General features: G+C 72.0%; 20 protein-coding genes. 16 read left to right on the plus strand and 4 right to left on the minus strand.

The features are described 5' to 3' along the window. Window positions 1-22 precede the first annotated feature (22 nt). The 10 genes from OG242_RS32125 (at window position 23) to OG242_RS32170 (ending at window position 10,615) form a co-directional block, all read left to right on the plus strand. Window positions 23-679 carry a thermostable hemolysin gene (locus tag OG242_RS32125; protein ID WP_331738867.1) on the plus strand — a complete coding sequence of 219 codons (657 nt, stop codon included), beginning with the start codon at window positions 23-25 and terminating at the stop codon, window positions 677-679. Continuing rightward, window positions 669-2,300 carry an AMP-binding protein gene (locus OG242_RS32130; RefSeq protein ID WP_331738869.1) on the plus strand — a complete coding sequence of 544 codons (1,632 nt, stop codon included), beginning with the start codon at window positions 669-671 and terminating at the stop codon, window positions 2,298-2,300. Before OG242_RS32125 ends, OG242_RS32130 begins: the two co-directional genes overlap by 11 nt. Then, window positions 2,297-3,205 (plus strand): TauD/TfdA family dioxygenase, encoded by a 909-nt coding sequence (locus OG242_RS32135; protein WP_331738871.1) that lies wholly within the window; start codon window positions 2,297-2,299, stop codon window positions 3,203-3,205. The genes OG242_RS32130 and OG242_RS32135 overlap by 4 nt, the downstream gene beginning before the upstream one ends. Window positions 3,206-3,227: 22 nt before the next feature. Beyond that, the gene (locus OG242_RS32140) at window positions 3,228-4,715 is read left to right on the plus strand and encodes an MFS transporter (RefSeq protein ID WP_331738873.1); all 1,488 of its coding nucleotides are present in this window, start codon (window positions 3,228-3,230) and stop codon (window positions 4,713-4,715) included. Between the two features lie 47 nt (window positions 4,716-4,762). Next, a complete protein-coding gene (locus OG242_RS32145) occupies window positions 4,763-5,353 on the plus strand; it encodes a cupin domain-containing protein (protein ID WP_331738875.1) in 591 nt (196 codons plus the stop codon). A 103-nt stretch (window positions 5,354-5,456) separates the two neighbouring features. Next, entirely contained in the window at window positions 5,457-5,927 is a 471-nt protein-coding gene (locus OG242_RS32150) for a nuclear transport factor 2 family protein (RefSeq protein ID WP_093711010.1), read from the plus strand. A 171-nt stretch (window positions 5,928-6,098) separates the two neighbouring features. Then, window positions 6,099-7,589, plus strand: coding sequence for a DHA2 family efflux MFS transporter permease subunit (locus OG242_RS32155; protein ID WP_331738877.1), 1,491 nt, complete (start codon window positions 6,099-6,101; stop codon window positions 7,587-7,589). Between the two features lie 51 nt (window positions 7,590-7,640). Next, complete coding sequence (locus OG242_RS32160; protein ID WP_093711008.1) at window positions 7,641-8,249, plus strand: dTDP-4-dehydrorhamnose 3,5-epimerase family protein; 609 nt, start codon at window positions 7,641-7,643, stop codon at window positions 8,247-8,249. Beyond that, the gene (locus OG242_RS32165) at window positions 8,246-8,884 is read left to right on the plus strand and encodes an NAD(P)-binding domain-containing protein (protein ID WP_331738879.1); all 639 of its coding nucleotides are present in this window, start codon (window positions 8,246-8,248) and stop codon (window positions 8,882-8,884) included. Before OG242_RS32160 ends, OG242_RS32165 begins: the two co-directional genes overlap by 4 nt. Window positions 8,885-9,238: 354 nt before the next feature. Continuing rightward, window positions 9,239-10,615, plus strand: coding sequence for an IS1380 family transposase (locus tag OG242_RS32170; RefSeq protein WP_331739134.1), 1,377 nt, complete (start codon window positions 9,239-9,241; stop codon window positions 10,613-10,615). 490 nt (window positions 10,616-11,105) lie between these two features. Here the strand turns inward: OG242_RS32170 and OG242_RS32175 are convergent, their stop codons facing one another. Then, complete coding sequence (locus OG242_RS32175) at window positions 11,106-11,471, minus strand: hypothetical protein (RefSeq protein WP_331738881.1); 366 nt, start codon at window positions 11,469-11,471, stop codon at window positions 11,106-11,108. A 391-nt stretch (window positions 11,472-11,862) separates the two neighbouring features. Here OG242_RS32175 and OG242_RS32180 point away from each other — a divergent pair, with 391 nt between their 5' ends. After that, window positions 11,863-12,429: a GNAT family N-acetyltransferase gene (locus tag OG242_RS32180; protein ID WP_405901793.1), complete on the plus strand. Its 567-nt coding sequence runs from the start codon at window positions 11,863-11,865 to the stop codon at window positions 12,427-12,429. Here the strand turns inward: OG242_RS32180 and OG242_RS32185 are convergent. Next, window positions 12,359-13,912, minus strand: a complete 1,554-nt coding sequence (locus OG242_RS32185; RefSeq protein WP_331738885.1) for an MFS transporter — start codon at window positions 13,910-13,912, stop codon at window positions 12,359-12,361. The genes OG242_RS32180 and OG242_RS32185 overlap by 71 nt on opposite strands. Window positions 13,913-14,026: 114 nt before the next feature. On the opposite strand from OG242_RS32185, the gene OG242_RS32190 reads away from it, so the two are divergent. After that, window positions 14,027-14,938 carry a TetR/AcrR family transcriptional regulator C-terminal domain-containing protein gene (locus OG242_RS32190; protein WP_331738887.1) on the plus strand — a complete coding sequence of 304 codons (912 nt, stop codon included), beginning with the start codon at window positions 14,027-14,029 and terminating at the stop codon, window positions 14,936-14,938. A 21-nt stretch (window positions 14,939-14,959) separates the two neighbouring features. Next, a complete protein-coding gene (locus OG242_RS32195; RefSeq protein WP_331738889.1) occupies window positions 14,960-16,012 on the plus strand; it encodes a phosphotransferase in 1,053 nt (350 codons plus the stop codon). Window positions 16,013-16,018: 6 nt separating this feature from the next. Here OG242_RS32195 and OG242_RS32200 read toward each other — a convergent pair whose 3' ends face one another. Beyond that, a complete protein-coding gene (locus tag OG242_RS32200; protein ID WP_331738891.1) occupies window positions 16,019-16,621 on the minus strand; it encodes an ATP-binding protein in 603 nt (200 codons plus the stop codon). Here OG242_RS32200 and OG242_RS32205 point away from each other — a divergent pair. The 3 genes from OG242_RS32205 (at window position 16,604) to OG242_RS32215 (ending at window position 18,598) form a co-directional block, all read left to right on the plus strand. After that, window positions 16,604-17,056, plus strand: a complete 453-nt coding sequence (locus tag OG242_RS32205; protein WP_331738893.1) for a carboxymuconolactone decarboxylase family protein — start codon at window positions 16,604-16,606, stop codon at window positions 17,054-17,056. The two genes, OG242_RS32200 and OG242_RS32205, sit on opposite strands and share 18 nt — an antisense overlap. 129 nt (window positions 17,057-17,185) lie before the next feature. Then, window positions 17,186-17,983 (plus strand): VOC family protein, encoded by a 798-nt coding sequence (locus OG242_RS32210; RefSeq protein ID WP_331739136.1) that lies wholly within the window; start codon window positions 17,186-17,188, stop codon window positions 17,981-17,983. A gap of 78 nt (window positions 17,984-18,061) precedes the next feature. Beyond that, window positions 18,062-18,598 (plus strand): GNAT family N-acetyltransferase, encoded by a 537-nt coding sequence (locus OG242_RS32215; RefSeq protein ID WP_331738895.1) that lies wholly within the window; start codon window positions 18,062-18,064, stop codon window positions 18,596-18,598. A gap of 27 nt (window positions 18,599-18,625) precedes the next feature. On the opposite strand, the gene OG242_RS32220 is transcribed toward OG242_RS32215, so the two are convergent. Beyond that, window positions 18,626-20,080: an MFS transporter gene (locus tag OG242_RS32220; RefSeq protein WP_331738897.1), complete on the minus strand. Its 1,455-nt coding sequence runs from the start codon at window positions 20,078-20,080 to the stop codon at window positions 18,626-18,628. Between the last annotated feature and the right edge of the window lie 46 nt (window positions 20,081-20,126).

A 20,126-nucleotide genomic window follows, 5' to 3' on the forward strand; every position in this document is an offset into this window, starting at 1 on the left:
ACCCAGCAAGGGGGGTGCACGCATGAGAATCACACTGTCCCAGCGCGGTGAACCGGACTGGCAGATCGCCTCCGAGCTCGCCCACCAGGTCTTCGCCAAGCAGTACCGGGCCAGCGTCCGGCCCGACCCCGACGGGTTCCTGGCGTTCTTCGACGAGGCGGAGGACGGCACCGAACAGGCCCTGGCCTGCGCCGGACTTTCCTTCCCCGAGGGGGACACCCCCCTCCTGCTCGAACGCTATCTCGACCGGTCCGTCGAAGACGTCCTCAGCGCCGAGGCCGGCGTCCCCGTCAAGCGCTCGCAGGTCATGCAGATCGGCAACGTCGCCTCCGTACGGGCGAGCGCCGGCGGCGAGATCATCAGGGCCATCCCCCTGATCATGGCCTGCCTCGGCCGCCCGTACGCGGTGATGACGATGACCGGCCGGCTCGCCCAGCTGATGGAACGCCTCGGCTGCGTCTTCCACCCGCTCGTCGACGCCTCCCGCGACCGCCTCACCGCCGAGGAGGCCGACCAGTGGGGCTCGTACTACGACACCCGGCCGGTCGTCGGCTGGGCCGAGGCCGCCGAGCAGAGCACCCTGCTGCTCGCCGCGATCGGCCGCTACTGCTTCGAATCGGTCGACATGCGGTTCGTCGCGAACCGCCCCGAGCAGAAGGTGCTGACCCGTGCTGCCTGACACCGAGCGCACCAGCCTGACCGCCGGACTCCTGCGGCAGGCCGACAGCGACGCCGTGATGCTGCGGGTCCTGCTCCCCGACGACGCCCCCGCCGGCAGCGCCCCCGCCGAATGGACCTACCGCCAGATCATCGGCGCCTCCCTGCGCCTCGCCGGCCGCCTGGGGCAGTGGGCCGCCGAGCACGGCCGGCCCGCCCGGGTCGGGCTCCTCGCGGAGAACTCGCCCGAGTGGGTCGTCGCCGACCTCGCCGCCCTGTTCGCCGGGGCCGTCGAGATCCCCGTCCCCACCGCCTTCGCCGCAGAGCAGGCCGCCTCGCTCCTGGAGTCCGCCGACCTCTGCCTCGTCGACGACGCCGGCACCCGCGCCCTCGCCCGGTGGGCCGGCACATCCGCCGTGAAGGTGCTGCCCGGCGGCTGTGAGGTGCGCCCCGTCGACCTGCCCGCCCTGCTCGCCGAGGCGTTCCGGCCCGCCGACCTGCGCAACCCCTCCGGCGATGAGGGGGTCATCAAGGTCATCCACACCTCCGGCACCACCTCCGCGCCCAAGGGCGTGCAGATCCGCCGGCACGGCCTGGACGCCCTGCTCACCTCGCTGCGCGCCCGCACCGGCACCGCGCTGTTCGAGCGGTACCTCTCCATCGTCCCGCTCAGCCTCCTCATCGAGCAGGTCGCCGGCCTCTACATGCCGTTCCTCGCGGGCGGCTCGGTCTCCTTCCTGCCGCCCGGCACCGCCCTGGTGGGCACCGCCGCCGACGCCGGACCCCGGATGCTCGCGCTGCTGCGCCAGGCCCGGCCCACCGCGCTCGTCGTTCCGCCCACCGTCGCCGGGCTGTTCCTCGCGCTGTGCGAGGAGGCGCCCGGGGAGAGCGTCACCGAGCGGCACCTGCGGATCTTCGGCCACGAGGGCCCGGTGTTCATCGCCTGCGGCGGTGCGCCCGTGCCCGCCGAGATCCTCCAGCGCCTCGACGCCTTCGGACTCACCGTCCACGAGGGCTACGGGCTGAGCGAGAACTCCTCCGTCGTCTCCTGGAACTTCCCCGGCGAGGTCAGGTTCGGCACCGTCGGCCGCCCGCTGGACCACGTCCAGGTCGAGCTGGCCGAGGACGGCGAACTGCTCATCCGCAGCACCTCGCTGTTCGCCGGCTACACCCGCGAGGACCCCTCCAGCGTCGTCGTGGACGAACAGGGCAGGCTGCACACCGGCGACCTCGCCGAGATCGACGAGGACGGCTACCTCCGGATCACCGGCCGCAAGAAGAGCCTCATCATCACCGCCGGCGGACGCAACGTGTCCCCGGAATGGGTCGAGGCCCGCTACCGCGAACTCGGCTTCGTCCGTGAGTCCGCGATCGTCGCCGACGCCCTGGAGGAGGTCCACGGCCTGTTCGTCGTCGAGGCCGGCCTCGACCCGGACACCGCCCGCGAACGCATCGACGCCTTCGGCCGGGAACGGCTCTCCGCCATCGAACGCGCCGCCGTCGTCCACCTCATGACCGAGGACGACCCCGACTACGCACACTGCTTCACCGTCACCGGCCGCCCGCGCCGCGACGTCATCCGCGACCACGTACTGACCGGCCGCACGCCGGCCGTACCGACGCCCCACGAGGAGAAGGTATGAGCACCACCGTGAAGACCACCCCCTACGGCACCGGCAGCGGCCTGCTGGTCGAACCCGTCGCCGGCGGCTCGCTGGCCGACGTCGACCGCAAGGAGCTCCTCGACCTGCTGGCCGAGGCGGGCTTCCTGCTGCTGCGCGGCTTCGACTCGGACATGGCGTCGTTCACCGCGCTCGTCCAGAACACCTCCGTCTCCACCACCCTCGACCCGGCCCGCGACTTCTACTCCGAGGTCGCCCAGAAGGTCGACGCCGGCTTCGACGAGGTCGGACTGCACACCGAGAACGGCAACAGCCCCTTCCGCTCCCACCTCGCCTGGTTCTTCTGCGAGAAGGCCGCCTCCTCCGGCTCCCAGACCACCGTCTGCGACGGCTACCGCGTCTGGGACGCCCTGTCCCCGGCCGCCCGCGAGGCGTTCGCCGCGCAGGACATCGTCTACAGCCGCTACGTCGCCGAGCCGCAGTGGCGCGCGATGGCCCACCACCTGCTCGGCGGCACCAAGCCCGCCGAGGAGATCGAGGTCTCCGAGCTGCTCGCCCTCACCGAGCAGCTCGCCGGCACCACGATCACCCCGGAGGCGGACGGCGGCATCCGCTACGCCTTCCGTACCCCGGCGGCAGACTCCACCGTGTTCGGCTCGCGCCCGTCCTTCGCGAACAGCATCCTGGGCCCGTCCTTCAACTACGAGAAGCCGCGGATCACCTTCGCCGACGGCACCGAGTTCTCCTCCGGACTCCTCGCCGAGATCGAGACGGTGACCGCCCTGGTCACCGAGAACCTCGACTGGCAGCACGGCGACGCGGCCGTCATCGACAACACCCGCGTCATGCACGGCCGCCGGGCCATCACCGATCCGGACCGCACCATCTACAACGCCCTGAGCTACATCGAGGCACAGGCCGCCTGACGGGACCGCCCGAGAGGACGCCATGAACACCGACCACACCGCACCCGGCACCAGCCTGTCGAAGGACACCTCCGACAGCGCGCCGCCGGACCCCCGGCGCTGGCGCCTGCTCGCCTTCGTCGGACTCGCACAGTTCATGGTCCTCCTGGACACGACGGTGGTGAACCTCGCCCTGCCCGCCATCCAGGCGGACCTCGGGGCGAGCGCCACCGGCGTGGAGTGGATCCTCACCGGATACATCCTCTGCTTCGGCGGACTGATGCTCCTCGGCGGCCGCACCGCCGACCGCTGGGGCCGCCGGCGTACGTTCCTGCTGGGCGCCGCCCTGTTCACGGGCGCCTCCCTGTGGTGCGGCGTCGCCGGCGGTACGGGTGTGCTCATCGCCGCCCGCGCCGTCCAGGGCTGCGGCGCGGCCTTCCTCTCGCCCGCCGCGATGTCCCTGGTCACCACCAGCTTCCCGAAGGGCAAGGAGCGCACCACCGCCCTCGCGGTGTGGGCGGCCCTCGCCGGCCTCGGCGGCACGCTCGGCGTCGTCGCCGGCGGCCTGATCACCGACAGCCTCAGCTGGCGCTGGATCTTCTACATCAACATCCCGTTCGGCGTGGTCGCCGTCGCCGGTGTCGTCCTGCTCTCCCGGGGCCGCGCCGAGAGCCGTTCTGCCACCGCATCCCGCCCCGACGTGCTCGGCGCCGTCACCGTCACCGGGGGCCTGGCCGCCCTCGTGTACGCCATCGTCAACATCCAGGAGCACGGCTGGGACTCGGCGGCGTACGTCGTGGTGCCCGCGGTGGCCTCCGTCGCGCTGCTCGCCGGATTCGTCCTGGTCGAACTGCGCGCCTCCGACCCGCTGATGCCGATGCGGCTGTTCACCACCCGATCCCTGGTCACCGCGTCCGTCGGCCGCGTCCTGACCAGCGCCGTGCAGGCCGCCGTGCTCTTCCTGGCCAGCTACTACCTCCAGCGCACCCTCGGCTACTCCACCCTGAAGGCCGGGTTCGCCTTCCTGCCGCTCGGGGTCATCGCCATCGCGATCACCGCACCGGCCACCCGCGTCATGCACCGCTCCGGACCGCGCCCCGTCTACCTGGCCGGCGGCGTCGGCTCCGTCCTCGGCCTGATCCTGCTCACCCGGGCCCCCGAGCACGGCAGCTACCTGCTCGACCTGCTGCCGGCGCTGCTCCTGCTGGGCGCGGCCATGCAGTGCTGCACCATCCCCGTCAACGTCCACGGCGTGTCCGACGTCCCGCAGGAGCAGCAGGGCATCGCGTCCGGCGTGCTCACCGCCGCCTTCCAGGTCGGCGCGTCGCTCGGCGTCGCCACCATCGCCACCAGCGCCATGACCCGTACCACCGGCGAACTCGCCCACGGCACCGCCCCGGCCGCCGCCTGGCTCGACGGACTCCACCTGGGCTTCTGGATCGCGGCCGGCATCGCCGTACTGAACCTCCTCAACGCCCTCGTCGGCCTGCCCGGCCGACGGCGCGCGCCCGCGGGGGCGCGGACAGCCTGAACCCCGTACGAGCAGACCGCCCGACCCCACAACGACAGGAGATCTCCATGGCCAGCCCGGGAGACGTACTGCGCCTCGGCGACGACCGGCTCACCTTCCTGACCACCGCGGCCCAGTCGGGCGGCGCCTACGTCGAGGTGGCGGTGGACTACGCACCGGCCGTCATCAAGCCGCCCGCCCACTACCACCCCAAGCAGACCGAACGGATGCAGGTGCGGAGCGGCCGGCTGAACCTGCTGCTCGACGGCGAGCTCCACGAGTACGAGGCGGGCGACGAGTTCCACATTCCGCCGGGGGCCGTCCACTCGCTGTGGAACCCGGGCCCCGAGCACACCCGGATCGTCTGGCGCACCACCCCCGCCTACCGCACCGAGACCGTCTTCGAGACCCTGTGGGGCCTGACCAACGAGGGCCGGCTGCGTCCCGACGGCAGCCCCCGTCTCCAGATGCCGCTGCTGGCGCTGGGCTTCCGCGACGAGTACCGGGTGGTGACCGGGCGTCCGTTCCTGGTCGACATGGCACTGTGCGCGGCGCTCGCCCCCGTATCGCTGGCCTGCGGTTACCGCTCCTCGTACCGTCCGGAGCAGCACCCGGAGGACCACCTGGCCGGCCGTCGGGGGGCACACCAGTCCGTCTGATTCCGGCCGGTGGCCGATTTCTCCAGTCGCGCGCGAGGGGGAAGCGAGGCGTGCTCCCTAGCGTCTGCGGCAACGGACACGGCTACGCGTGGAGGAATCGGACATGGCCAGCGAAGAGCACGGATTCACTCTCCCCGGCGCGGATCTCCCGGCGCCCGACGCCGACCTGCGTGCCCGGCGTGAGGCGGTCGTCGCCGCACACACCATCGCGGAGACGGTCTGGGACATCCCGGGTGTGATGGCCACCTTCCCGCGCGGCGCGGTCTACCGCGTCCAGGCGTTCGAGGAGAGCCCGTTCGTCGGGGAGGAAGCCATCCGCAAGGGCTACTTCAACGACATGCAGGCGGCGTTCCCGAACCTGGAGCACGAGCTGCACCACGTGCACCACACGCCGACCGCGGTGATCCTGGAGGCGCAGGCGCGCGGCAAGCAGGAGGCCGACTGGCGCGACATACCCAACAAGGGCAAGTCGATCGACGCGCCCGTGGCGGTCTTCTTCCACTTCGACGGCGACGTGCTGATCGACGAGACGCTCTACTTCGACGTCGACACCTTCAAGCGCCAGCTCGGCTGACGGCTGCGCACGCCCGGTGACCGCGGGGCCCGGCAAGGACGCCGGGCCCCGCGGTGCTGTGTGCGGCGCGGCGGCTCCACCGGGGGTCAGGCGGGATTCGAGCGCGCGTCGAGCGGCCGTCCATAGCCTCGGCCGAGTCGGCCCGTGACCGCACTCAGAAAGGATGCTCGGATGAGCACCGCTAACCCCCCAACTCCGGCCACAGGGAAGCAGGGGGTGGTCTTCTGGGCCATCCTCACGACCAGTGTCGCTTCCTTCATGGCGGGCCTGGACAACCTGGTCATCATCACCGCGCTGCCCACCATCAGCGAGAAGCTGGGCGGCAGCCTCACTGACCTCGAGTGGACGGTCAACGCGTACACGCTGTCCTTCGCCGTCCTCATGATGTTCGGCGCCGCGCTCGGCGACCGCTTCGGCCGGCGCAAGGTCTTCTCCCTCGGCCTGCTGCTCTTCACAGCCGCCTCCGCGGCCGCCGCGCTCGCCCCGGGAGTCAACGAGCTGATCGCCGCCCGCGCCGTCCAGGGTGCCGGTGCGGCCATCATCATGCCGCTGTCCGTGACGCTGCTGACGGCCGCCGTCCCCGCCGAGAAGCGCGGTGCCGCGCTCGGCATCTGGGGCGCGGTCAACGGCCTGTCGATCGCCGCGGGCCCGCTCGTCGGCGGTGCCATCGTCGAGCACATCTCCTGGCAGTGGATCTTCTGGCTCAACGTGCCCATCGGCCTGGCCCTGGCCCCGCTGTCCTGGGCCAAGCTCAAGGAGAGCCGGATCGCGAACTCCCGGCTCGACGCGATCGGCACGATCCTGGCGAGCGCCGGCCTGTTCGGCATCGTCCTCGGCCTGATCAAGGGCCACGAGAAGGGCTGGACCTCCGCGTTCACCCTGTCCGCGCTGATCGGCGGCGCGGTCGTCATGGCCGCGTTCGTGGTGTGGGAGAACCACACCGAGCACCCCATGGTCCCGATGCGCCTGTTCCGCATCCGGGCGTTCACCGCGATCAACCTGGCCGGCACGCTGATGTCGGTCGGCATGTTCGGCGCGATCTTCCTGATGACCCAGTTCCTGCAGAACATCCAGGGCTACACGGCGATGGAGGCCGGCGTACGGCTGCTCGCCTGGACGGCGATGCCGATGGTCGTGGCGCCCATCGCGGGCATGGTCTCCGACCGTATCGGCGGCAAGCCGGTGGTCACCCTCGGCCTCGCCCTGATGACGGCGGGCATGGTCTGGTGGGCGTTCGTCCTCGACCCCGGCGTCAGCTACGTCGCCCAGCTGCCGTCCCTGATGATCTGCGGCGCGGGCATGGCCATGTTCTACGCCCCGCTGATGAACCTGACCATGGGTTCGGTGGCGGAGCACGAGCAGGGCATCGCCTCCGGTGTCACCGCGGCCACCCGTGAGGTCGGCGCCGCGCTCGGTGTCGCCCTGCTGGCGTCCATCTTCAGCGCCAACGGCGGTTACGCCTCCCCGCAGAACTTCGTCGACGGCCTGGTGCCGGCGATGTGGGTCGGCGCGGTCGCCGTCGCCCTGGCCACGTTCTCGATGCTCATCGCCCCCGGCCGCCGTGCGGCGGAGACCGCGGTGGCGGCGAAGGCGGCGCCCGTGGCCGCCACCCCGGAGCCGGCCCCGGCCCCGGAACCGGAACCGGCGACGCAGTCCCGCTGACCGAAGCGGCCGACCCCCTGCCCCCTCCCGAGAGGTACCGAGGAAGCAAGCATGGCTATCGAGGAGATGAAGGTCCGCGACGCCTTCCGCATCACGCCGTCGCAGCTGTCGGACAACCGTGGCCTCTTCTTCGAGGCGTGGCGGCTCAGCGAGCTGACCGACGCCACGGGCCAGACGTTCTCGGTGGGGCAGGTCAACTACTCGGTCTCCAAGCGGAACACACTGCGCGGCATCCACGGCACGACCCTGCCCCCGGGGCAGGCGAAGCTCGTGACGTGCGTGCGCGGCGCGGCGCTGGACGTCGTGGTCGACCTGCGGGTCGGCTCGCCGACGTTCGGCATGTTCGACACGACGCTCCAGGAGGCGGGCTCGGGCATCGGCGTCTACCTCGCCGACGGCCTGGGCCACGCCTTCCTGGCGCTCACCGACGACACGTGCATGAACTACCTGTGCACCGAGGAGTACGTGCCCGGCACGATGGTCGACATCCAGGCGCTCGACCCCGCGCTGGGCATCCCGTGGAACACCACGGAGCCCCTCATCAGATCCGAGAAGGACGCGGCGGCCCCCACCCTCTCGGAGGCCGTCGCCCAGGGCCTGCTGCCCACCTACGAGCAGGCCCGCGCCTCGTACGTCCCGGCAGGGAAGGCCCGCGCATGAGCACGGTCGCCGTCCTCGGCACCGGCATCGTCGGCATCACCCTCGCCACCGGTTTCGCCCGCGCCGGCCACACCGTGCTGGCCGGCTCGGGCCACCCGGACCGCCCGCAGGAGGCTCTGACCGGCACCGGCGTCCGCGTGGTCGCCCACGCGGACGCCGCCGGGGCGGCGGACGTCGTCTTCAACGCGACCCCGGGCGAGGTGGCCGCGCAGTTCCTGGGCGGCCTCGCCGCCGCCCTGCGCGGCCGGGTTCTGGCGGACGTCTCCAACGCGGCGGTACGCGGTCCGGACGGCTTCCCGACGGGCCCCCTGGACCCGGACACCAGCGTGGCCGAGGAGATCCAGCGCGCCCTTCCCGGCACCCGCGTGGTCAAGACCCTCAACACGATGGACCAGCGCGTCATGACGGACCCGTCCGTCCTCCCGACCCCGCCCACCGCCTTCCTGGCCGGCGACGACCCGGCCGCCAAGGCCGCCGTCACCGCCCTCCTGCACGACGTGGGCTGGCACGACGACTGGCTCCTGGACCTGGGCCCCCTGACGGCGGCCCGCGCCCTGGAATCCAGTTACGTGATGCTGGGCCCGATCATCAGACGCCACGGCATGGCCCCGTTCAGCCTGGCGATCGCCCACTGAGGCGCCGACGGGCCGGGGCGGGCCGGTTCGGCCTCGCGCGCGCGTCCTGTGGTTGCTGTTACTGCCGCAGGTGGGTTCCTGGCCACGACGGCGACCGGCTTCTTGTCTCAAGGGGCAACGATCAACGGAAGGCCCCCAGGGCCTGGAGTGGTGCGCGAAGCGCAGATCGTTGACCTGGGGATGGTCCAGCGCATCCAAGGCGCTGGCGCGGGGTGGCCGGGGGCGGCGTTAGCCTCGCGCTTTCATGAAGCGGGGTGTCCGGCAGGCGGGCAGGAAAGCAGAAAGTGCCTCTGACCAGCAAGAATGAGGATTGTCGAGGTCCTTGTTCCTGCCACCGCCGGAGGCACTTCCCAGGTGAAGCACTCTATCGGGTCCTATCCCCGTGTCCGCGTCCAGGACGGCGGTCGCCAGGTCGTCTCCCAGGCCGGGTCGGTCCTGCTCGTGGAAACGGTCCGCAAGACCGGTCTTGACCAGGCCATATCGGCAGCTCTGGCGCCGTGGCGCAAGCCGCGGGCCGTCCACGATCCCGGCAAGGTCCTCCTGGACGTGGCCTTGGCGGTCGCACTGGGCGGGGACTGCCTCGCGGACGTCGCATTGCTGCGGTGCGAGCCGGCCGTTTTCGGTCCGGTCGCCTCCGACCCGACCGTCTCCCGCCTGATCGGCACCCTCGCCGCCTCCGACGAGAAGGCGTTGCAGGCGATCCGGTCCGCACGCTCCGAAGTCCGTCACCGTGTCTGGTCGTTGGCCGGTGAGAACGCCCCGGACACCGACGGCCAGGTCGTCGTCGATCTTGACGGTGTCCTCGTGGTCGCGCATTCCGACAAACAGGACGCGGCCGCGACCTGGAAGAAGACCTACGGCCATCACCCTTTGACGGCCTTCGTGGACCACGGACCGGGAGGAACCGGTGAGCCCGTGGCCGCCCTCCTCAGGCCGGGGAACGCGGGCTCCAACACAGCAGCCGACCACATCACCACCGCCCAGCTCGCCTTGGCCCAGCTGCCCAAGCGCTACCGGCGAGGGCGGCAGACGCTGATCCGCACGGACTCCGCGGGCGGCACTCACGACTTCGTGTCCTGGCTCGCCCGGCGAGGGCGATGGCTGTCCTACTCGGTCGGCATGACGGTCACCGAGCAGGTCCACGAGCACGTGCTGAAGGTCCCCGCCTCGGCCTGGACGGCGGCCGTCGAGACCAATGGTGAGGTCCGTGACGGGGCCTGGGTCGCCGAGCTCACCGGCAAGCTGCTGGACGGCTGGCCGAAGGGGATGCGGCTGATCGTCCGAAGAGAACGGCCGCACCCCGGTGCCCAGTTGAGGATCACGGACGCGGACGGGATGCGGATCACGTGCTTCGCGACCAACACCGCCGGCCGGCCGATCGCCGAACTCGAGCTCCGTCACCGGCTTCGGGCCCGGGCAGAGGACAGGATCCGGGCCGCCCGGGCCACCGGCCTGCGCAACCTGCCCCTGCACACCACAGCCCAGAACAAGGTCTGGCTCGAGATCGTCCAGATTGCTCTCGACCTGCTGGCCTGGATGCCCATGCTCGCCCTCACCGGAACAGCCCGGCTCTGGGAGCCCCGCCGTCTGCGGTTCCGCCTGTTCTCCGCGGCCGGACAACTCGTCACCACCGGCCGCCGGCGGATCCTCCGCCTGGCCCGGCACTGGCCCTGGACCGGCCACATCACCGCCGCACTCGAACGGCTCGCACTCCTGCCGAACCCCGGCTGACCAGCGAACTCACCCGTCCCCACGACAGCCCTTCACCAACCGGAGCAGTGGAACCCGGCGCCACCCCGAGACGACACTCGGGCCCTCAGCCTGCCCACCCTCAGCTCACAGCACAAAAACGGGCCACCGACTCCGTCGGCAGCCCGTCAAGAAAGATCGAGGTTAGCCCCCGGCAGTCGATGAGCGTGAAACACGATTTTCTCTTTTTTCACGTCTCTTTGGCTCTCTTCTATCTACTTAACTTCTATCTATATAGTGCGCAGGATTCTGCGCAGGGGGTGCGCAGGATTCTGCGCAGGGGGTGCGCAGGATTCTGCGCAGGGGGTGCGCAGAATCCTGCGCAGGGGGGTGCGCAGAATCCTGCGCAGGGGGGTGCGCAGAATCCTGCGCACCCCCCTGCGGGCCAAAGGAACCGCGAATGCCGGGTTCGACCGCGCAGCACGAGGGCCCCCGGCGACAGTGCGCCGGGGGCCCTCGTGCTGGGGACGTCTCAGTTCCGGGATGCTCCACGTTCCTCCGGAGGCGTGAAGTACGTGCGGTACTCGTTGGAGGTCTGGCCGCCGTCCTCCCGGTACCGGTTGACGACCTCCACCGCGCCTGCGGCCTGGAGCCTGGCCAGCGTGGCCTCCACGGTCCTGCGGGAGACGCCCATCTCGTCGGCGACCTTCTGGATGCCGGGGAAGGCGGTGTGTAGCCCTCCGTACCGCGCACGCAGGAAGTCGTAGAGCCAAACCTCGTTCCGGCAGCGCACGATGACCCAGAGCGGGGTCATGGAGAAGCTTCCGGGTTCTTCGTGGTGAATGATCGCTGCGCCCGGGTCGAAGGCGTACTCGCCCTTCTCTGCCTCAGGGGACACGACCGGCCGACGCGAGCGACGATCCGTGGACCGATCGTCGTGAGTTCTGGGCATGCGAGCACTCCCGTTCCGCCCCTCGCGCGACCTGTCGGCTCGCCACAAGGCGCCGGAACGGATAGTCTCGGGGCATCGGATTGAAGAACGACCCCCTGCCGCCAAGCATCGGGGGTCGTTCTGCTGTCTGGACAAAGATCCTAGCCATGGGTTCCGTATCAGCCGTGGCATATGCCGAACGGCAGTGCAGGCGAAACCCATTGACGGCCCGTCGCCGAACGGTCTATGTCACAGGCGTCGAACTTGCGTTTACGCCCGTTCGGGTGAGTGCGGATGCGTGGGCATCGCGTAACGCACCCCGGTGAGTTGCTCGGAGCGCGCCCATGGCCCGTGGGCCGTGGGCGCGTCACGGATCGCCCGCTCCCGGTCGCGCGGCACGGACTCGCCGCGCACTTCGAACAGCGGGATCGTGGTGCGCCGGGCGCTCCCCACGGAAGCGGGCGCCCTCGTGGAGATCGACCCGGTCGCGGCCGGGGGAGACGCCGGGCGGCGCGCGAGCATCGTGAAGTGGTGCGAGCAGGGGCTGGCGTACGTGGCGCAGGGCGCGACCGGGTCGCTCGCGTACTGCGTGCTCGAGTACGCGTTCTTCGAGCAGGGCTTCGTCACCATGCTGATGGTCGCCCCGGAGGCCCGCGGCCAGGGCGTGGGGCACCGGCTGCTGGACGCCGTGGCCGCCTCGTGCACCACTCCCAAGCTGTTCACGTCGACCAACGTGTCCAACCAGCCGATGCAACGCCTCCTCCAGCGGGCCGGCTGGAGCCCGGCAGGACTGCTCCACGGCCTCGACGAGGACGACCCGGAGTTGTTCTACCTCCACCGACCGCGCACCGGCGCTACGCCGCCGTGGCCGGCTCCCGCTCCGCGCCCGCGTCCGCCGTCCTCCCCGCGCCCCGCAGCCACGTGAGGGACAGCAGGCCCGCCCCGGCCATGACGGCGGACGCGCCGACGGCCGCGATGCTCATCCCGTGCGTGAAGGCGTCGCGCGCCGCCGCCAGCACGGCGTCGGCCGACGCGCGTGGCAGGTGTGCCGCCACGGCCGTGGCACCGCCCAGCGTCTCGCGTACGGCGTCGGCCTGCGGTACGCCGGAGGGCAACGCGCCGGTCATGTCCCGGCTGTAGGCGGCGGCCCCGACGGACCCCAGGATCGCCATGCCCAGCGCGCCGCCCAGCTCCTGGCCCGACTCCAGCACGGCCGCCGCCGACCCCGCGCGCTCCGGCGGGGCCGCGCCCAGGGCGAGTTCGTTGGCCAGCGTCATCGAGGCCACCAGGCCGCCCGCGTACACGGAGGCGCCGGCGAGGACGAACCACAGAGCCGAGTCCGTCCGGACCTGGGACAGCCAGAGGAACCCGCAGGCGGAGACGAGGAACCCGCCTCCCATCACGTACGCCCGGTCGGCACGCCGCGCGAGTGCCGCTCCGGCCGGGACGGCGACCGCCACTCCGGCGGACGGCACCAGGCTCCACAGCGCGGCGCGGAACGGGCTCAGGCCGAGGACCGACTGCAGGTACTGGGTGACGAAGACGGCCATCCCGACCGTGGCGAACATCGCGAGCAGATTCGCGAGCACCGGCCCGCCGAAGGCCCGCCGGCCGAGCAGGCCGAGGTCGATCATCGGATGCGGGACGCGCCTCTGCCGCTGTACGAACACGGCACCGAGCACCAGCCCCGCACCGACGGCGAGCGCGGGCAGCGGCTCGTAACCGTGCCGGGCCCACTCCTTGATGCCGTAGATGACCAGGAGGAGCGCCCCCAGGGACAGCACCGCGCTCAGCAGGTCGAAGCGCGCGCTCCTCGCCGCCCGGGACTCCGGCACCAGGAACGGCACGAGGACGAGCAGCAGCGCCATCGCGGGCACGTTGATCAGGAACACCGATCCCCACCAGAAGTGCTCCAGCAGCAGACCGCTGACGACCGGCCCGAGCGAGATGCCCGTCGTCATCACGGCGGTCCACAGGCCCACCGCCCGGCCGCGCTGCCGGGCGTCGTGGAAGAGGTTGCGGATCACGCCGAGGGTCGACGGCATCAGCGCGGCGCCGCCCACACCGAGCAACGCCCGCACGGCGATGAGTAGTTCGGCCGTGTGCGCGTACGCGGCAGCCGCCGAGGCCACCGCGAAGAGGGCCGCTCCCACGAGCACCAGCTTGCGCCGCCCGAGGCGGTCACCGAGTGCACCCATCGGGATGAGCAGCCCGGCGAGCACGAAGCCGTACATGTCGAGGACCCACAACTGCTGGGTGGCGCTGGGCTCCAGGTCCTGGCTGATGTACGGAATCGCGAAGTACAGGACGGAGACGTCCATCGAGACGAGGGCCAGCGGCAGCATCAGGACGCCGAGGGCGGTCCATTCCTTGCGCCCCGCGCGGGGGCGGGATGTGTTGGTTTCCATGACCGGCAGGGAAGCGATGCGCCCGCGTACACCGCAAGCGGCTGCCTAGTGCACCGGGGTTCAGCCCTTGTCCAGGGGCCCGTTGGCTCCCCAGCGCACTAGTACAGTACGGCCGTGCCCAAGGAACCGCCCTACCTCCGCATCGCCGGGGAGATCCGCCGCCGCATCGCCGCCGGCGAGCTCGCCCCCGGGGACCGCGTCCCCTCCACCCGGCGCATCACGCAGGAGTGGGGCGTCGCCATGGCGACCGCGACGAAGGCGCTCGCCGCCCTGAACCAGGAGGGCCTGGTACGCGCCGTCCCCGGCGTCGGCACCGTCGTCGCCGAGTCCGGGCGCACCCGGCCCGCGGCCCCGCAGCACGGCCTCACCCGGGACCGCATCGTGCACGCCGCGATCGCCCTCGCCGACGTCGAAGGACTCCCCGCGCTCTCCATGCGCCGGATCGCCACCGACTTCGGGGTCTCCACGATGGCGCTCTACCGCCACGTCCCGAACAAGGGCGAACTCGTACGGCTGATGTCGGAGGCGGTGTTCGAGGGCGCTCCGTCCGGGCCGTGCGCGCCAGGCTGGCGGGCACGGCTGGAGCGGGAGGTGCGGTGGCTGTGGAGCCTGTACGTGCGCCACCCGTGGATGGCGCGAGTCCTGTCCGCCCTCACCCGCCCGACGGCCTCGACGCACGCGATGCGCTACACCGAACGGGTCCTCAGCGCCCTGAAGGGCCTGGGCCTGACGCCGACCCAGATGATCCACGTACACCTGGCTCTCCTCGGTTACGCGCAGGGCATCGCGGCGGCCGTCGAGCTGGAGTCCCAGGCGTGGCAGGAGACCGGGATGACGCCCGAGGAGTGGCTGGCCACCCACGAGACCCGGATGGAGACGATCCAGATCACCAGCTCCTTCCCGACCCTGTCCACGCTCTTCGGCGACGAGGGGTTCGACCTCGAACTCGACATGCTCTTCTCCTTCGGCCTCGAACGCCTACTGGACGGGGTCGCGGTGCTCGTCGAGCGGGCCCGGAGCCGCTGAGCAGGTCGTAGGCTCCTCCCCATGCCGCACACGCTCCCGTCGACCGACATACTGCTCTCCGCCGTGGGCGGTGTCCCCGCCGAGGCCGAACCCCTGGACAGCAGCCCCCGGTCACGGGTCTGGCGGGTGCGGCGGGCCGACGGGCGGCCGGTGATCGTCAAGCAGATCACCGACGACGGGGACGCCGGCGCCGACGCGGACGCCCGCTTCGCGCGGGAGCTCGCCGGACTGCGCCTGGCGGGCCGCGGCTCCGTGGCCCCCGCGCTGCTCGCCGCGGACCCGGCCGCGCGGGTGCTGGTCCTGGAGTACGTGGACGACCTCGGCCGGACCGACGACTGGATGCCCGGGTACGCCGACGCGCTCGCCCGGCTGCACGCCCTGACCGGGCCCGGCGACGCGGGCGCCCTCCCGGCCTGGACGGGCCCGACGGCCGCCGATGCGGAGTCCTTCCTCGCCCTGGCCGCCGCGCTCGACGTGCCCGTACCGGCCGCTGTCCCGGACGAACTCGCCGGTCTCCTCCAACGCCTCGACCCCACCGGCCACCACGCGCTGCTGCACGGCGACCCCTGCCCCGGCAACGACCTGCGCACCGCCGACGGCGTCCGCTTCGTCGACTTCGAGCGGGCCTCGCTCGGCAACGGCCTGATGGAGCTCGCCTACTTCCGCATCGGCTTCCCCACCTGCTGGTGCGCCCTCTCGGTCACCGCGGCCCCGCTCACCGAGGTCGAGGCCGTCTACCGGACTACCTGGCGCGACGTCACCGGCACGGACGTCCCGGGCGACCTGGCCGACGCGTGCGCGGGCTGGCTGATCCAGGGCGACGCCCTCGTCGAACGCGCCCACCGGGGCACGGCGGACCAGCTCGCCCGGGTACCCGTCGAGGACTTCGAGTGGGGCTACGTCTCCGCCCGCGAACGCCTCGTCCACCGCCTGGGTGTGGTCGCCGGCCTGACCCGCGGCCACGACCACCTGCACGCGCTCGGCCGCCTCGGCTCCGCCCTGGCGACCCGCCTCCTCGAACGCTGGCCGGGACTGCGGCCGCTGCCCACGGCGGACGCGCGGCCCTGGTACTGAGAGCTGTCACGCGAAGCAGAAGTGCGCGGCGGCCTCCGCGGGCGTGGTTGCCCGGTGCCGGCCGGGGACGTCGTGGACGGCGGTCGCGCCCTCGGAGCGGAGCTGCTCGGCGCCGGCGTCCCGGGCCATGAGGGCGGCGTAGGCACGGACGTCCGTGGCGGTGAGGTCCGTGCGGCCTCTCTCGGCGTACTGCTGGAGGAGGCCGGTGACATCGGGATCGAAGCGCAGCATGGTCACCGGGGCGTCGAAGCGCCTGGCGAGGGCGATGAGGCGTGCGCGTGCCTGCGGTGTCACGTTGGTCGACTCGGCGATCGCGCTGTGCCCGGCGGCGAGCCTGGCGACGATCCTGCGGTCGCGCTCCTCGAAGATCCGCGCGTCCGCCGCGTCGGACTCCGCCTCCGCGGGTGAGCTGCCGAAGAGCTCCGCGCGGATCTCGTCGCTGGACACCACGGCCTCCGCCTCGATCTGCCGGCGCGCGATCAGGGCCCGGACGAAGCTGGTCTTGCCCGACGCCGGTGGGCCGACGAGGACGACGAGCCCCGTCGGCACCCGGATGGCCGGCGGGCCGTCCGACAGGTGGCGCATCGGTTCATGCGGGTTCTTCGGCATGGGCCCAGCCTGCCGGATACGGGGGGCCGGTCAGGCGGTCAGGCCCAGGCCATGTGCCAGGGCGGTGTCTCCCCGCAGACCCTGGAACTGGTCCATCTGCGGGCCAGCCAGATCAACGGCTGCAGCGCCTGCGTGTTCGCCGGTGTGGCGGGCGCGAAGAAGCACGGCGAGAGCGACGAACGCCTCCACGCCGTGGCCGCCTGGCGCGAGGCGCCGTTCTTCTCCGACGAGGAGCGCGCGGCCCTGGCCCTGACCGAGGCTGTCACCCGGATCGCCGACCGCTCCGGCAAGGCCGTCCCCGACGACGTATGGAACGAGGCCGCGGACCACTTCGACGAGGAACAGCTCTCCGCGATCATCCTGATGATCAGCCTCACCAACTCCTTCAACCGCATCAACACCACCATCGAGGAGCCCGCCGGCACCACCTGGTAACCGGGGACCGCGGGCTGATTCCCGGGGCCACTCGCGCATCACCCGTACGGCCCGATTCCGCTCGCGCACGGTGCGGGTAAGGACGGCCCGTCCGTCCCCGAGCGCCTCCCGGAGGCAAACGTGCCCGAAGTGAACAGCCCTTATCAGCCAGGCACCCCCTGCTGGATCGACCTGATGGTCCCCGACCAGCAGGCCGCCATCGACTTCTACTGCGACCTCTTCGGCTGGCAGGGCGAGGTGGGCCCGCCCGAGCAGGGCGGCTACACCGTCTGCACGCTGAAGGGAAAGGCGGTCGCCGGGATCATGAAGGCGATGAACCCGGACGGTACGGTGCCGGACCCCATGCCGCCGACGGCGTGGACGACGTACCTCTCGACGGACGACATCGACGCCACCGTCGCCTCCGTCACCGACGCGGGCGGCCGGATCGTCGTGCCCGCGATGGACGTCATGGACCTCGGCCGGATGGCCGTGATCTCCGACCCGGCGGGCGCCGTCTTCGGCCTTTGGCAGCCCGGCACGTTCGACGGGGCGGCCATCGTCAACGAGCACGGCGCGCTGATCTGGAGCGAGCTGACCGCGCCCGACCTGGCGGCCGCCTCCGCGTTCTACTCGGCCGTCCTGCCGGTGACGACGGCGCGCTCCGAGATGGAGGGCGCCGACGGCTACGTCGAGTTCCAGGTCGACGGGCGGGCGGTGGGCGGCATGATGGACATGAGCAAGATGCCGCCCGGCGTCCCGCCGAACTGGCAGCCGTACTTCAACGTGGACAGCGTGGACGACATCCAGGCCGCCGCCGTCCGTGCCGGGGGCCAGGTCCTCGCCCCCGCCTTCGACATGGTCGCCGGCCGCATGGCGGTTCTGGCCGACCCCCAGGGCGGGGCGTTCTCCGTCATCGCGCCGAAGCCGCGGGAGGGCTCGGCCTGAGGTGACCGGGCGCGCGGCGAGCCCCCGCCTCTCCGCGCGGCCGGCCCCGTACACGTACACGCGTGCGAAGATCACGCCGTGAACGACGTGAACCCGCGCCTCGACGACCTGCGCTTCCGCCTCGCCCGTGACGCCGACCTCGCCTCCCTCGTACGGCTGCGCGACGACGCGGCCCGCTGGCTGCACGCCCTGGGCGTCACCGGTCAGTGGCAGCCCGGTGAGCTGGGCGAGGACCACTTCGGCCGGATCATGGAGACCGGCGAGGTGTGGCTCGCGGAGGCCGGCGGCCGGGCCGTTGGGGCCTGGGAGCTGTGGTGGCAGGACGAGGACGCCTGGGGACCGCAGCGGGTGCCCGCCGGTTACGTGCACCGGCTGATGGTGGACCGCGCCTGCGCCCCGCCCGGCACGGGACGCCGGCTCCTGCGTGCCGCCGAGCGCTGCGTGGCCGAGGCGGGGCGGACGCTGGTACGCCTGGACTGCCTGGCCGGCAACGAGCCCCTGACCGCGTACTACCTCGACGCCGGTTATCGGGTGGTCGGCCGCAAGGAGGGCAAGCCGCAGCCGGGCGGTACGCCGAAGTCGTTCACGCTGCTCGAAAAGGCGCTGGTGGGCTGACCGGCGCCCGCCGCCTCGGGGAAGCGCTCAACTCCGGCCGGGCGCGGAGACCTCCAGCGAGGCGGCGGCCTCCTCCGGGGCCGCAGCGGCCTCCGCGGGCCGGGACTTCGCCAGCCACAGGCCGGTGAACACGGCCGTGGCCAGGGTGACCGCCCCGGCCGCCGTGAAGGCGCTGTCGAGGCCGGCCTCGAAGGACGCGCCGCCCGACTGCCGGGTGCGGACGACGGCTCCGAGCAGGGCCACGCCGAGCACCGCGCCGATCTGCCGGGTCGTGCTGCTGATGCCCGAGGCGAGGCCGCCCTCCTGTGCGCTGACGGCCTGGATGGCGGCCCCGGTCAGCGGGGACATGGTCAGGGCGAAGCCGGTGCCGACGACGGCCAGCCGCCACCACACGGTCCCGTAACCGGTGTCGGCGTGCACCGCGCCGAGCGCCAGCAACCCGAGGCCGGCGAGGGTCAGCCCTGCGGTGACCACGACGCGGAAACCGTACCGGGCGGCGAGCCGGCCCGCGTACGGGCTGACGACCACCATCGCGAGGGACATCGGCAGCGTCTGGAGACCGGCGCGCAGGATCGAGCTGCCCTGGACGTACACGAAGAACTGGGAGAAGAAGAACGACGAGCCCATGAGTGCGAACCCGACCACCACCATCGCGGTGTTGGACACCGTGAACAGGCGCTCCCGGAACAGCCGCAGCGGCAGCATCGGCGCGGAGCGGCGCGCCTCGACGGCGACGAAGGCCGCGAGGAGGAGCGCCCCGGCCGTGAAGCTGCCCAGGATCAGCGGCGACGTCCAGCCGCGGGCACCGCCCTCGATCATCCCGTAGGTCAGCGTGCCCACCCCCAGGACGGAGAGCACCGTCCCCGGGACGTCGATCGCGGGGGCCTTGGGGTTGCCGCTCTCGTCCAGGCTGCGCGCACCGGCCACCAGCAGGATCACGCCGATCGGCAGGTTGACCAGGAAGATCGCGGGCCACCCGAACGCGTCCGTGAGCGCGCCGCCGGCCACCGGGCCCGCGGCGAGCCCGATCCCGCTGAGCCCGGCCCACAGCCCGATCGCCTTCATGCGTTCCTGCGGCACGGGATACGCGGCGGCGAGCAGGGCGAGCGAGGCCGGACTCAGCGCGGCGGCTCCGACACCTTGGAGCACCCGGCCCACGATCAGCCAGCCGAGCGAGGGCGCGAGGGCGCAGAGCGCCGAGGCGGCGGTGAACACCACGACGCCGGTCAGGTAGACCCGCTTGCGGCCGAACCGGTCGGCGAAGACGCCCCCGGACAGCAGCAGCATCGCGACGAGCAGGACGTACGCGTCGACGATCCACTGCAGACCGGTGAGCTCGATGTGAAGCCCGTGCTGCATGTCGGGCAGCGCCGCTCCGACGATCGTGTTGTCGAGCAGGACCATGAACTGGCCCAGGCAGGTCACCGTGAGCAGCACGGCCCGGTGCGAACGGCTGCCTACGGCCGCGGATGAAGCCGCCATGGGGATTCCTCTCGATCGACGGACATGCGCGCCCGGCGGAACACCC

Origin of the sequence: Streptomyces sp. NBC_00727 (assembly GCF_045161745.1) — a bacterium.
GTDB lineage: Bacteria > Actinomycetota > Actinomycetes > Streptomycetales > Streptomycetaceae > Streptomyces.

Coding starts and splice junctions, on each gene's coding strand:
- OG242_RS32125 (WP_331738867.1), top strand. CDS start 23: ATGAGAATCACACTGTCCCAGCGCGGTGAACCGGACTGGCAGATCGCC.
- OG242_RS32135 (WP_331738871.1), top strand. CDS start 2,297: ATGAGCACCACCGTGAAGACCACCCCCTACGGCACCGGCAGCGGCCTG.
- OG242_RS32140 (WP_331738873.1), top strand. CDS start 3,228: ATGAACACCGACCACACCGCACCCGGCACCAGCCTGTCGAAGGACACC.
- OG242_RS32145 (WP_331738875.1), top strand. CDS start 4,763: ATGGCCAGCCCGGGAGACGTACTGCGCCTCGGCGACGACCGGCTCACC.
- OG242_RS32150 (WP_093711010.1), top strand. CDS start 5,457: ATGGCCAGCGAAGAGCACGGATTCACTCTCCCCGGCGCGGATCTCCCG.
- OG242_RS32155 (WP_331738877.1), top strand. CDS start 6,099: ATGAGCACCGCTAACCCCCCAACTCCGGCCACAGGGAAGCAGGGGGTG.
- OG242_RS32160 (WP_093711008.1), top strand. CDS start 7,641: ATGGCTATCGAGGAGATGAAGGTCCGCGACGCCTTCCGCATCACGCCG.
- OG242_RS32165 (WP_331738879.1), top strand. CDS start 8,246: ATGAGCACGGTCGCCGTCCTCGGCACCGGCATCGTCGGCATCACCCTC.
- OG242_RS32185 (WP_331738885.1), bottom strand. CDS start 13,912: ATGGAAACCAACACATCCCGCCCCCGCGCGGGGCGCAAGGAATGGACC.
- OG242_RS32195 (WP_331738889.1), top strand. CDS start 14,960: ATGCCGCACACGCTCCCGTCGACCGACATACTGCTCTCCGCCGTGGGC.
- OG242_RS32205 (WP_331738893.1), top strand. CDS start 16,604: ATGCGGGTTCTTCGGCATGGGCCCAGCCTGCCGGATACGGGGGGCCGG.
- OG242_RS32200 (WP_331738891.1), bottom strand. CDS start 16,621: ATGCCGAAGAACCCGCATGAACCGATGCGCCACCTGTCGGACGGCCCG.
- OG242_RS32220 (WP_331738897.1), bottom strand. CDS start 20,080: ATGGCGGCTTCATCCGCGGCCGTAGGCAGCCGTTCGCACCGGGCCGTG.